Origin of the sequence: Romboutsia lituseburensis (assembly GCF_024723825.1) — a bacterium.
GTDB classification, from domain to species: domain Bacteria; phylum Bacillota; class Clostridia; order Peptostreptococcales; family Peptostreptococcaceae; genus Romboutsia_F; species Romboutsia_F lituseburensis_A.
Genome location: NZ_JANQBQ010000001.1, coordinates 3,698,350 through 3,711,801, shown reverse-complemented (window position 1 = coordinate 3,711,801; position 13,452 = coordinate 3,698,350). Strand labels below are relative to the sequence as shown.

Sequence of the window (13,452 nt, the reverse complement as noted above, 5' to 3'; positions counted from 1 at the left end):
TTACTCCCCAAATTTATATTGTTTTATTTTCTTTCATTAAGTTTACAAATACTTCTTCTAAATTATTTGATTTTTTATCATCTATAAGGTCTTTTGTATCTCCACTCCAAATTAAGCTTCCATCTTTTATAATTACAAGCTTTTCACATATTTTTTGTAATTCATCTAATAAATGGCTTGATATAAAAAATGTTATATCTTTATCTTTATTTAACTTTAGTATTAATTCTCTAAGTTCTATCATACCCATTGGATCCAATCCATTTGCCGGTTCATCTAAAATTATTATTTTAGGATTATTAAGTAGTGATTGTGCTATTCCTAGCCTTTGTTTCATCCCTAATGAGTAAGTAGATATTTTTTCATTTCTTCTTTCATAAAGACCTACTGTTTTTAATGATTCTTCAACTATCTTTTCTCTCTGCTTTTTTGTATAACCTAAATTTAGTAACGATAAATTTAAAAGTGCTTGCTCTCCAGTTAAGTACTCAAAAAATATCGGTGCTTCAACTATTGCACCTAAACTTGATAATGCTTCTTTTCTTTTTATATTCACATCATAATTATTTATATAAATTTCACCTTTAGTTGGTTTTATTAATCCTGTTATAATTCTTATCAATGTAGTTTTACCAGCACCATTAGGCCCCACAAATCCACAGATATCGCCTTCTTTAATTTCAAAATTTATATTTTTTATTATATTTTTTCTTTTTATTGATTTTGATATATTATCAACACTTAATACTGTTTTCTTCATTTAAGCTACCTCCAAATATATTTTGATTTATACTGATATAGTAATTTTTAATTTTAAAGATTTTATAAAGTTTTAATAAAATCTTTAAAATTATATAGAATTTATTACATATCTAAATTTTAGTATCCAATAAAGGGGATTTAAATTTTACGTCTAATGAATTATATAAGGTTAATAATAAGGAGAGAAAAATGAAAAAATACGAAGTTTTTAGAGAAATTTATAATCCTTGTGCTGGTGTATATATTTTTGATGCCAATTTCCCTAGTGAAGTTGAAACTGATGATATAGAAAATTCCTTGAGAAGTTGGGTTCCTGTTGATTTTCCTGAGTATGTAAAAGAAGTTTTTAGTGATGGTACAATTATCTACTTATTAAAATTACCTAGAATGGAAAGATATACATTCTCTGAAATTTAAAAAAATAAAAGCCTAGAAATGTATAATACATTTCTAGGCTTTTATTTTTTTAATATTTCTTATTTAATTTATTTAATGTTAGCATTTCATTTTGTAATATATTAAAACTAACACTTTACTAAACTGTCATATTAGATAAAGACATCTGAGTATATTTATCAATTTTAAATGATTTATAAGTTATTGTTATAATTATTAACTCTGAAATAGCCATACTTATCCATATTCCATTTGCTCCAAATAACTTCGCCATAACTATTAAAACAATTGGTAAAACTAAAATAGATCTCATTGCACAAATTATATTTGAGTATTTAGGCATTTCTATTGCTTGATAATACATTGTTGTAGTTAAATTACTTCCTATAAATAAGTATGCTAAGTTATTTATATTAACAGCTATATAAGCCATCTCTATTAAATCTTTGTCTGTAGTAAAAATTCCTATTATGCTTTTACCAAATATAAAGCATATTAATGTAAATAAAGCTCCAATTATAAAAGATGTTTTATTAGAAAGCTTATAAACTTCTATCATTGCTTTACTATTTTGAGCACCAAAATTATAACTTATAAGAGGCTGTGCACCTAAAGTTATACCTAAAAGTATTAGATATATATTTGTTGTTATATAGTTTATTATAGCATAAGTAGATATGCCAGCTTCTCCTATAGTATTTACTAACACTAAATTATGGACAAATATTATGACTGAAAAGGCTGCCTCTGCAAAAAATGATGGCACTCCAATTTTAAACACTTCTTTAACTGTATCCAACTCAAGCTTTTGCTTTCCAAGACTTAATTTACCCTTTTTTAATATAAAATGAGGTAATGCAATTAATAATGTTACTATTTGGCCAAAACCAGTTGCTATAGCTGCACTTTTTATTCCTAATCCCATCATAAATATAAATATATAATTTAAAATTATATTACATATAGTCCCACATATTGTTGATACCATTGCTAGTTTAGGTTTGCCATCATTTCTAAGAAAACTATTAAATGCAATCCCTAACAAACTTGGTAAACAAAACGCTGCATAATAGCTCAAGTACTCTGCTGACAATGGTTGTAGTGTTTCTGTTGCTCCCATTATCTTAACTATTTTGCTAGAAAAAATTATACATATCATACTTAAACAAATACTCATTATAATTAACATATAAGTTACTTGTCTAAATACACTTACACCTCTTTCATCTTCATTTGCTCCAAAGTGCTTTGATATTAAAGCTCCTCCTCCAACAGAAACCATCGTCGCAAGTCCAAAAAACACAATAGTTATAGGCATTACTATATTTACAGCACCTAACGCCTCATTACCTATTCCATTACCTAAAAATACTCCATCTATTATAGTATTTAATGATGCTATACACATTGCTAATGCTGATGGAATTGCATATCCTAAAAATTGCTTAAGCATTTTTATCCCTCCTAACCAATTAGATGTCATTATGTTACAATACTAAACTATACAGTTACTGGAGAGTCAATACTTTTTTACTTTTTTAGTATTTCTATTTTAACTAAACTTTTTTCTTTTAAGTTTTCATCAATTTTAGGCATAATCCATACTTCATTGAAATCACCTTGAATTTCGATATTATTTTCTTCTATGAAGTCTAATATTTTTTTATAATGATTTACACTGTCTATTAAACTTCCTTCAAATATTAATGTTATATAATCACCTTTTGGAAGTATATTTACATTATTTTCATCATTACAAAAAGCTTTAAATCCTTTATATAATATTTTATTTTCATTTTTTAATACATCATAAGAAATAGTTGCTCCCGTTTGAGAATAAGCTTCCTTATTGTTTTTTTCTAAATCTAATATTACATCTCTTAGATTTATATCCAACTCTTCTAAATTAGTTGATACTACATCATAATTCATATATATTCTCTCTTCATTGTATTTTATAAAAATTTCATCTAACCCATATTCAATATTTTGAGATATATTTTTCTCTAAATTATCTAAATAATTTTTAACATTTGTTAGTTCATTTATCTTATATTCTAACTTTTTTGATTGTAATTTTATATTTTCTAAAACTAACTCTGTTGAACAATCTGAATTAAGTATACTCTTAACCACATCTAATGACATACCAGTTGCTTTAAAGTGCTTTATTAAATCGATTTTTATAAACTGTTCAACACTATAATACCTATACTTATTATCTTTATTTACACGAGCTGGTTTTAATAAATCTATCTCATCATAATACCTAAGTGTTTTTATTGGTATATTAAAAAACTTAGATATTTCTCCTATCGTAAAATATGTACTCATATAGTTCTCCTTTATAAAATAATACTTACCCTATTTTTATATATAATACAAGAATAATTAAAAATACTATATACATAAATAGGTATAGAATTATTGTATTATAAAATTCAATAATTCTATACCTATCATTTAAACATTTATTTAATTATTTTTATAAACTAGGTAATTCATTATAGCTAGTTATAACTTTATTTACTATTCCATATTCCACAGCTTCTTCAGAGTTTAGCCAATAATTTCTATCTGTATCCTTTTCAACTTTTTCTAAAGGTTGATTTGTTGCTTTACTAATTATAGTATTTATTCTTTTACGAACCCTTACTATTTCCTTAGCTTCTATATGTATATCAGTTGCTTGACCTCTACATCCACCTAATGGTTGGTGTATCATATATCTAGTATTAGGTAGTGAGTATCTATCTTCTTTATTAGCTGCAAGATAGATTGTTATACCTGCACTTGCAACCCATCCAGTTCCTATAACTATAACACGTGGTTTTATAAATTTAATCATATCATGTATAGTATCTCCTGCTTCAACATGACCACCTTGACTATTTATAAATAGTTTTATAGGCTCATCACTCATCTCTTGAAGTATAAGTAATTGAGTAGCTACTTTTTCAGCTAACTCTTGATTTATTTCCCCTGAAATAATTATTGATCTTGATTGTAACAATTTTTCTACTACAACATTTGATTTCTCTTTGTCTTTTTCTTTATTTTCCCCTAAAGTATACATTGGCTTCCCCCTTATTTTTTTGTATTAAAAACTTCTTATTAATAAGTATATCACAATATTTTTAATAAATATTTAAATACTTTTAACATCTATAATTTAATTTGAATACTATATAATTAGGAATATTTTTTCCTAATCTTATTTTAAAGGTGATTATTATGCCATGTTATTGTAAAGACTATAAAAGCGAAGTTTCTATAGAATATCCATTATACCAATCAAAACAAGGTAATTACTTTATAGGTCAAACACTTGTTTTAATGGATAAAGGTCAGCATGTTTTAGCTTCTCTCTATAATCCAATCAACTCTAATGTTAATATTTATGTTAATGCAATGACTATAACAAACGTTTCAAATTCAAATCTTCCTGCTCAATTTTATTTAAAGTCTAATCTTCACAAAGCTTTAATCAGTAAATCAGTTAGTTGTACTAATCAGTCTATTTTACCAGAACCTATTCCTAAAGGAAAAATTAAATATTCAGATACAGCAGATACAGGACCTAAAAATGGTATTTCTATATTTAGTAGAATTGTATCTCCTAACACAACAGAAATAATTGACGGTGGGCAGATTATTATACCTCCTGGCGAATCTATAATAATTTATATCGGAGATTTTTTACCTGTTAATTTTGACCGTATTATCATTGCATTCGGTTGGTGGGAAGAAAAAATTTGCAGATACTAATTTTATTTAAATAAACTAAAAACCACTAGCTTATTAAGATACAATATGCTAGTGGTAATTATATTCCTTATTATATAAGATTATTATCAATAATTGTACATGCTCTTTCTACATAAATAAATGTAGGTTAAAATTATTATTTTAAAGCTATATTTTTAAAGGATATTAGTAAAAAAGTCGATTCAATCCTGTCGCCAACGACTTCGTCCGTTGCTAAAAATATAAAATTATGTATTAATATATATTAAAAATTTATTAACATTTAAATAAATATAAAATAAAATAATTATAAATAATAAATTTTCAGGGGGATATACAATAAAAAAAATATAGCTTGGTTTGCTATGATTCCAGTATGCATTGTAGCTTTATACCTATCTTTATTAAATGCTATAAGTGTTCCTCAAAGTCTATATTGTAAGTCAATTCCATTAAATCTTTTTATTCCTGTATTTTTCATAATTTGTTTATGCAACATTCTTTTGCATATTATAGTAGGTTTATTTTTTAGAAAAAGTAATAATAAATATTTATATTTTAGTAATTTCCTTTACAATAAGAAATATAAATTTATAATTAAATTTTTAAAAGTCTTTGTTTATATTATTATATTTATACTCTCTTACGGTATTTTTTTAAATGTATTAAACAAAGATTTATATTCTGCTACTTTGAATATACTTACAATTATAATATCTATATTTTATGTAACTTATTTTTCATCTTTATAAACCTATCAATAAAACACCGTAAAACTTCTATATTAAGAAGTACGGTGTCTATTTACTGCTATTTCTTCATTTCAAATCTCCCATTTATAAATAAATTATCTTATTTTTATTCTAATCAATAATTCATTTTCATTGTTCTATTTTATTTATCTCTAATTAATGATAGTATTTTTCAATTTTATTTATTTTCCTATACTCCATTCAGGCTCTAAAACTGACCGTTCATGCATAATATGTTGTTAACTTGTATTATTAATGCTAAAGTTATTTTAAACATAATTTCTATTATGTTTTAACTTACTACACTAATTGTGTTGTAAATACTGCTGGCAATTAATTTATCGTTGGATTTCTCCAGCAGTATTTACAAACTTAATTTTTAGCTTTATGGAGGGGGATAATGATGAAGCTTCAAAAATATACATTTAGGTTTGAACCAGAGAATCCAATTACTACACCTAAAGAGTTTACTAATGAGCTAATAAAATACTGTGATAGTACCAATAAGGAATTATACATTATTCATGAGGGAATGGAGCCTGTGGTACTAATAGATGATATTAAATATTTAGGTATATTAGAGCAACCTAAAATGATTGATATACCTATTCTTCCTATTTATTTTGTTCAAAGCTTTGGCTTTAAATGGGTTTATTTATATGAATATGATAAAGCTTAATAATCCTAATTTTTAATATAACAAAAGGTAGCAATAATTAAATTGCTACCTTTTTAGTACATTTAATGTCTAAATGCATGTTCTTCTTTATACTTTTTCTGTCTAACTAGCTTAGATTCATTTTTATATAAACTCGCAAATATAACTACTCCAATTATATATAAAATTACAGTTAAATAATACGGTGAATTATAAGAAATTTTTTCCATCATAAACCCACCTATTGAAATTCCTATTGCTCTACTTATATTAGAACATAAAGATATCAAACTGCTTAAATTAGTTCTATCTTTTTTATCAACTAATTCCATAGATAAGTTTTGAGTTAAAGGTGTTGCCATATTCATAAGACCATTTCTCATGAAAAATGATATTACTATTAATATTATACCTTGTGGAAAAGCTATAGATAGCAAAAATGGTATAGATATTAATTGGCAAATTATTACTGAATTCGATTTTCCAAATTTATTTGACATAAAAGGAATTAAACTTCCACCTAATATACATCCAAATTGAGATATTGAAAGTATACTACCAACTATGCTGTCGGATATGTTCATAGAATATTTTAAATAAACGCTAAAAAATGGAACTACCATACCTGCACCGATACCTATTATTAAATAATACATCATAAAAGATAATACTTTCTTATCTGATATAACATGATTATATCCTTGTAAACATTCTTTAAAATTTCTAGATTCTAAGTTTTTTGGTTCTTTCATAAAATAAATTGGTATAAATGCTAGTAAAGATAATATTGCTGATATGATAAATATATATGTTATAGACTGCTGTGATGTGAAGTATTTACTCATATGTGTTGATAGTATTCCACCAATAAACGAAGCGCTCATCATACCTATATTTGATACTATAAAATTTATGCTAAATATAGATACTCTTTCTTCTTCTTTTGTATTTTCAGTTATATACATTCCCTCCGCTGTATTTTTCACACTCATTCCAAATCCATTTATTATTGCCATTAATCCAATTAAAAATATATTTTTAAATAGTACTAAAAAAATACTTCCTATAGCTATTGATATAAAGCCCAATTTAAAACTTTTTTTTCTTCCTATCTTTTCTATTAAATATGCACTCGGTATTGATGCTATTGCCATGGCAAATACATTTAGGGATAGTATCATTCCTACTATATTTTCCTCATATCCTACTTCTTTTAAATAAATACCTACAAACATATTAAAAATGCCCATTGCAAATGATGCAAGTAAATTTATTGCAAAGAATAAATATATGTTTTTATTTATATTTTTTAGTTTAGACATTCTAATAATCCCTCCCCCACTTATATAGTATCACTTATGTGCCTAAAAGTTTAAATTTCAGATACATAAAAATTATCTTTTATTAGATTTGACAAATAATAAAAAAGTAGTTATACTTTTTAAGTGTTTTAGTACTTTAAAGTTTTATACAGTAATCGAAAGTACTCATTTTAATTAAGAGGTGATTTATGAAAAATAAAAAAGAAAACATTATAAAAATGGCGCAAAATTGTTTTAATATTCACGGTATAAAGAATACATCTATAGACTACATAGTAAAAGAATGTAAAATGTCTAAATCAACATTTTATAAATATTTTCCAACTAAAGAAGATTTAATTTGGGAGATATTAATTTATTCAAGTGAAAAATTTGCTGCTACATCTATACTACTAGATTCAGATGATACAAAAACTCCTCATGAAGCGCTAAAAGAAAAAATTCAGCTTGTATTAGATTATTTAAAATACAATTCTTCTTTTGATCCACATTTATTAGAGGTCTTTTCAAAAACTAAAGGTGATAATTTAATCGAAGTAAAAAATAAAATAAAATCTAGTATATTAAATTCTTATAAATCTTCTTTAATTTTAATTTATGGAGAAGAAATAAATGTGTTTATTGGTGATTTAATATTTATAATTGATAGTTTAGTTCATGAATTTTATTTAGTTATGAAAATGAATAAAAGGCACTTAAGTATCGAATATATATTTGAGTTTATTATTAGGCAAATAGATATTAATATAAATTACCTTAGAAACAATAAGGGTATCATAAGTGAAAGCATATTTTATACAATCGATGAAATCGGAGAAAACAATTATGAAAATGTATTAAAAAAGACTTCTATAAACGTTATAAATACTATAAAAGAATTAATTTTATCTAATAGCGAAAATAAAAAGTTATATGATGCAATAAATAAAATAGAAGAAGAATTTAACTTATGTAACTATGATTCACTTGTAATGGATGCAATGATTGCTTATCTAGAAAAGCAACTATTCTTACAAAAACATACTAATAAATTAAGCAGACTATTATCTAAATTAGGAGATGACATAAAAGGTGGACAATAAAAAATTAAGAAATTTAATAGTTTCAGTGTTGTTATTAGGATCTTTTCTAACAGGTCTTACTCAAACTGTGCTAAACTCAGCATTACCAAGTATAATGAAGGATTTTCATATAACAGCAGACTCAGCTCAATGGTTAACTTCAATATATATGCTTGTTTTAGGTGTAATGATCCCAGCAACAGCATACTTAATCAGCAATTTTTCTGCAAAAAAACTATATATTAGTTCTATGCTATTATTTTTTACTGGATGTTTAATTTCAATATTTACAAATAATTTTCAAATGCTTGTTGCATCTAGAATATTTCAAGCAATGGGTGCAGGAATAATAATGCAATTAGTTCAAGTATCAATGATAAATTTATATCCTAAAGAACAAAGAGGCGTAGCTATGGGATTATATGGTTTCGTGATTGGCGTTGCCCCAGCAGTAGGACCTACTGCCGCAGGATATATTATTGATAATTTTGGTTGGAGAATTTTATTTTACATACTAGCATTTATTGCTATATTAGATATACTTTTAGCACTTATAATACTTAGAGATATAACTGAAATAAAAAAATCTAAACTAGAAATAATGTCTCTAATATTTTCAACACTTGGATTTGGTGGATTATTAATAGGAGTATCTAATTTAGGTACCTATGGTATATATAACTACATAACCTATTTACCAATAATTTTAGGTTTAATCTCTCTTATATTATTTACTATAAGACAATTTAAAGTTGATGAACCTTTGCTTAATCTTAAGGTTTTTAAATCTAAACAATTTGTAATATCTGTAATATTATTAATGATTATGTATATATCCTTTACATCTGCAACAATGATTTTATCATTGTATCTTCAGTCTTCAAGGGGTATGTCAGCTATGATACCTGGATTAATGATGTTGCCTGGTTCAATACTTATGTCTATACTTAGTCCTATATCTGGTAAAATACTTGATAAATACGGAGCAAGAATTTTATCTATATCAGGATTTTTATGCCTAAGCATAAGTACATTTTCATTTTCTAACTTAAGTGACACAACATCAATTGTGATGCTTACTATTATGTATTCTATTAGAATGATCGGACTTACACTTTTACTAATGCCAGTTACAACCTGGGGACTTAATGCTCTTAATCATTCAGAAATAGCAGATGGAAGTGCTATTGGTTCAACACTTAGACAAGTTTCAGGTGCTATAGGTTCTTCTTTATTTATAGCTATAATGACTACTATTTCAAAAAATTGCTTAAATACATCTGAAGTATTGGCTACTATTAAAGGTATAAATGTCGCATTTAAGGCTTCTTCACTATTACTATTTATAGGTTTAATAATTTCTATAATATACGTTAAAGATAAAAATTCAAAACCTCAAGAAGAAAAAGGCATAACTTTTGCTCTTGAAAACTAAACTATACAATATAAATTCATTGGAATATAATGATTTTAATGAAAACAACAATTTAACTATATAAATTTAAATTACGAAAGGAAAGTTATGAGTAAAGTCGGATTAATATTAGAAGGTGGCGGTATGAGAGGAATATATACTGCAGGTGTCTTAGACTTCTTCATAGAAAAAGACATCGAAGTAGATATGGTAATTGGTGTATCTGCAGGAAGCTGTCATGCATCATCTTATTTATCTAAACAATATAAAAGAGCTTATCATGCTACTATTGATTATATACATGATAAAAATTACTTAAGCTTCAATAATCTTATAAAAACAGGATCTATTTTGGGAATGGATTTTATGTTTAATACTATTCCTAATCTTATTAAGGCTGTTAAAAATCGACACATTAATTATAATGAAAGTCTTAAGTTAGTAAATAACTTATCTGAAAATGAAGATACTCTTGTTATAAGACCTAAAAATCCGGTTAATGTTAGTCAAGTCGAAAAAAATATATCAAAACTTACAGCTCTATATGAAGAAGGATATAATAATGCAAAACAAATGTGTAATCAAATTCTAGAGTTTATAGATAAAAATAAAAAAATAAAAGTCACTAAATAAATAGTGACTTTTATTTTTTTATGTTCCACAAAAAGTTCTGTACGGATACTTAGATGGGTCTGGTGGATTTGAGTAATATTTGTTATCTTTAGAATGTTCATATGTATTACTTACAATCTCAAGAAGTTTTTTCATAAAATCATAATCTCCACTTTCTGCTTTTTCTATAGCTTCTTCTACTCTATGATTTCTAGGTATTACAGATGGATTGGATTTTTTCATTAATTCTTGTATAGATTCTTTTGACTCTTCTTGTCTATCTAATCTATCTTTCCATACTTTATACCAATGTTCAAACTCTTTGCTACCAAACATACCTTTATTATTAAAATTATTAAATGTAAGTTCTATAAACGTATTAGTATAATCTTCATTATATTTCTCCATCATGCTAAGTAAATCCTCAATAATAGCTTTGTCTTGTGCTTCTTCATTGAACATTCCAAGCTTACTTCTCATGATTTTCATCCAGCTTAAATGATATATCTCTAAAAATTCTGATATAGCACTTTGTGCTATTTCTATAGATTCATCTCTATTTTCTTTTAATAGTGGTAATAATGTTTCTGCAAATCTACATAAGTTCCATTGAGTCATAATAGGCTGATTTTTATATGAATAACGACCATTCGTATCAATTGAGCTAAATACTGTATTAGAATTGTAGACATCCATAAACGCACATGGTCCATAATCAATAGTTTCTCCACTAATAGTCATGTTATCTGTATTCATAACTCCATGTATAAATCCTACTGATTGCCACTTTGCTACTAAAGTTGCATGTTTTTTTATTACTTCTTTTAAGAAGTTTATATACTTATCTTTATTATCATCTATGTTTGGAAAATGTCTTTTTATACTATAATCTGCTAATTCCTTAAGTTGTTCAACACTTCCGAATGTCGCTATATATTGAAAAGTTCCAAATCTAATATGACTTGAAGCTGTACGTACCAATATAGCACCATCCTTTTTACTTTCTCTTATTATATTTTCTCCAGTTTTAATTACTGCTAGACTACGGGTAGTAGGTATATCTAAACCATGCATTGCTTCACTTATTATATACTCTCTAATCATTGGTCCAAGTACTGCTCTTCCATCTCCACCTCTAGAATATGGAGTTTTTCCTGAACCCTTAAGTTGAACATCATATCTTTCACCTAAAGGTGTTATTTGTTCACCTATCAATAAAGCCCTTCCATCGCCTAACATTGTAAAATGTCCAAACTGATGCCCTGCGTAAGCTTGGGCAATATAAGCTCCACTTTCTACAACTTTATTTCCTGAAAGTATTTCTATACCTACATCAGTTCTTAATACATCCCTATCTAATCCTAATGATTTTACCAAGGCCTCATTAAGTATAACTAATTTAGGGGATAATACTGGATTTATATCTATTTTGCTAAAAAATATTGGTGATAGTTTATTATAGGTATTATCAAAATTCCATCCTATATTACTATTTTTATTAAGCATATTATCTCCTTATAAAATTATATAAATATTTGTTTTATTAACTTAATATACCCATTTTTTCAATTTCAAATTTGGTATAATGTTCTTAATCGTAAAAAAAGCTTACAACTACTAGTGTAAGCTTCTAAAACAAATTTTTTATAATATTTTAACCTTCCACAACCTCATCCATAGTATTTCCAACAAAAACCTTGCTATCAACTATGTCAAATATCTTGTTAAATAGTTTACTATATATAGCTCCAAAAACATTATTAAAAATCCTAAATAGTATTGCACCTGATAGCCCCAGTACAGGAACTGCAGCTGTTAGTGCACCAAAGCAATTAAACACAGTTTGCCATTGATATGTTCCTGATAATCCAACCATTAATCCTCCTATTATTCCGGTATATCCTCTCAGCTCTTTTGGCAAAACTAAGTATAATATACCAAATATTAAACATCCTATGACTAAAAATGGAGGTCTTTTTTTATATCTAAATTCAAACTTTTCTTGACTTGGCTGCAATATTGACATACATGAAAATCCAATCCACATTGTACGTGGTAAGTGCATAAGCTCTCCAATTAAAATAGCTGAACATATTCCAAGTGTTATCTTTAATTGCCATTTAGTTCGCTCATTTTTTAAACTTACATCTCTCATAATATCTAAGATTTTATTTTCAAATTTAATATTTTTTTGTTTAATGTAAAAAATTAAAGATACTATAATCCCTCCTATAATTAATCCTACAATACGATTTATATATCCATTTATGCTATTAACTTCATATCCGTACAATAGTAAATATGATAAAACAAATGTAGATTGATTAGCTAAAACAACATTATGGCATGATAATACAACTATTGCCATTATTGATACAAAATTTATTATACTACCTAGTATCGGATTTACTATAGTTGCTATATATGGACTAATCATACATATCCCAAATATACCTAAAATAGTAAATGCTGATTGTTTTGCATCAAAGTCTAAGTTTGAGAACCTAAAAGTTAGTAAGGAAAGAACTGTAACTACCCCTACAATACTGTTTTCTTCCCCAAATACTTTACTGAAAAGTGTAACTATTACCATACAAAATAAAAGACATAAAAAATCTTTAACGATAAGAGCTGTTATATATTTTCTTTTTAAAGATTTATCCTCACTTTCTTTAATTAAAGGTTTTAAATTACATGCACCTAGCTGCATGGCCTGATAAAAACTCAT

General features: G+C 26.0%; 13 protein-coding genes. 6 read left to right on the top strand and 7 right to left on the bottom strand.

Annotated features, from left to right (window positions below; genetic code table 11):
* Positions 1 to 13: 13 nt before the first annotated feature.
* Complete coding sequence (locus NWE74_RS17890) at positions 14 to 760, bottom strand: ABC transporter ATP-binding protein (RefSeq protein ID WP_258244325.1); 747 nt, start codon at positions 758 to 760, stop codon at positions 14 to 16.
* 191 nt (positions 761 to 951) lie between these two features.
* On the opposite strand from NWE74_RS17890, the gene NWE74_RS17885 reads away from it, so the two are divergent.
* Entirely contained in the window at positions 952 to 1,179 is a 228-nt protein-coding gene (locus NWE74_RS17885; protein ID WP_258244324.1) for a hypothetical protein, read from the top strand.
* 118 nt (positions 1,180 to 1,297) lie between these two features.
* On the opposite strand, the gene NWE74_RS17880 is transcribed toward NWE74_RS17885, so the two are convergent.
* The 3 genes from NWE74_RS17880 to NWE74_RS17870 all read right to left on the bottom strand — a co-directional run bounded on the left by NWE74_RS17880 (position 1,298) and on the right by NWE74_RS17870 (position 4,234).
* On the bottom strand, positions 1,298 to 2,611 hold the full coding sequence (locus NWE74_RS17880) for an MATE family efflux transporter (protein WP_258244323.1): 1,314 nt from the start codon (positions 2,609 to 2,611) through the stop codon (positions 1,298 to 1,300).
* Between the two features lie 77 nt (positions 2,612 to 2,688).
* On the bottom strand, positions 2,689 to 3,492 hold the full coding sequence (locus tag NWE74_RS17875) for a MerR family transcriptional regulator (protein ID WP_258244322.1): 804 nt from the start codon (positions 3,490 to 3,492) through the stop codon (positions 2,689 to 2,691).
* Between the two features lie 151 nt (positions 3,493 to 3,643).
* A complete protein-coding gene (locus tag NWE74_RS17870; protein ID WP_258244321.1) occupies positions 3,644 to 4,234 on the bottom strand; it encodes an ATP-dependent Clp protease proteolytic subunit in 591 nt (196 codons plus the stop codon).
* A gap of 158 nt (positions 4,235 to 4,392) precedes the next feature.
* Here NWE74_RS17870 and NWE74_RS17865 point away from each other — a divergent pair, with 158 nt between their 5' ends.
* Both NWE74_RS17865 and NWE74_RS17860 read left to right on the top strand, forming a co-directional pair.
* Positions 4,393 to 4,926, top strand: coding sequence for a DUF6143 family protein (locus NWE74_RS17865; protein WP_258244320.1), 534 nt, complete (start codon positions 4,393 to 4,395; stop codon positions 4,924 to 4,926).
* Between the two features lie 1,134 nt (positions 4,927 to 6,060).
* Positions 6,061 to 6,336 carry a hypothetical protein gene (locus NWE74_RS17860; RefSeq protein ID WP_092722481.1) on the top strand — a complete coding sequence of 92 codons (276 nt, stop codon included), beginning with the start codon at positions 6,061 to 6,063 and terminating at the stop codon, positions 6,334 to 6,336.
* A gap of 62 nt (positions 6,337 to 6,398) precedes the next feature.
* On the opposite strand, the gene NWE74_RS17855 is transcribed toward NWE74_RS17860, so the two are convergent.
* A complete protein-coding gene (locus tag NWE74_RS17855; protein ID WP_258244319.1) occupies positions 6,399 to 7,637 on the bottom strand; it encodes an MFS transporter in 1,239 nt (412 codons plus the stop codon).
* A gap of 188 nt (positions 7,638 to 7,825) precedes the next feature.
* On the opposite strand from NWE74_RS17855, the gene NWE74_RS17850 reads away from it, so the two are divergent.
* From NWE74_RS17850 to NWE74_RS17840, 3 genes are all read left to right on the top strand, one after another.
* The gene (locus NWE74_RS17850) at positions 7,826 to 8,719 is read left to right on the top strand and encodes a TetR/AcrR family transcriptional regulator (protein ID WP_258244318.1); all 894 of its coding nucleotides are present in this window, start codon (positions 7,826 to 7,828) and stop codon (positions 8,717 to 8,719) included.
* Entirely contained in the window at positions 8,709 to 10,133 is a 1,425-nt protein-coding gene (locus NWE74_RS17845) for an MDR family MFS transporter (protein ID WP_258244317.1), read from the top strand. The genes NWE74_RS17850 and NWE74_RS17845 overlap by 11 nt, the downstream gene beginning before the upstream one ends.
* A gap of 87 nt (positions 10,134 to 10,220) precedes the next feature.
* Positions 10,221 to 10,745, top strand: a complete 525-nt coding sequence (locus NWE74_RS17840; RefSeq protein ID WP_258244316.1) for a DUF6363 domain-containing protein — start codon at positions 10,221 to 10,223, stop codon at positions 10,743 to 10,745.
* A gap of 18 nt (positions 10,746 to 10,763) precedes the next feature.
* On the opposite strand, the gene NWE74_RS17835 is transcribed toward NWE74_RS17840, so the two are convergent.
* Both NWE74_RS17835 and NWE74_RS17830 read right to left on the bottom strand, forming a co-directional pair.
* Positions 10,764 to 12,230 (bottom strand): protein adenylyltransferase SelO, encoded by a 1,467-nt coding sequence (locus tag NWE74_RS17835; RefSeq protein WP_258244315.1) that lies wholly within the window; start codon positions 12,228 to 12,230, stop codon positions 10,764 to 10,766.
* A 148-nt stretch (positions 12,231 to 12,378) separates the two neighbouring features.
* A complete protein-coding gene (locus NWE74_RS17830) occupies positions 12,379 to 13,452 on the bottom strand; it encodes an FUSC family protein (protein ID WP_258244314.1) in 1,074 nt (357 codons plus the stop codon).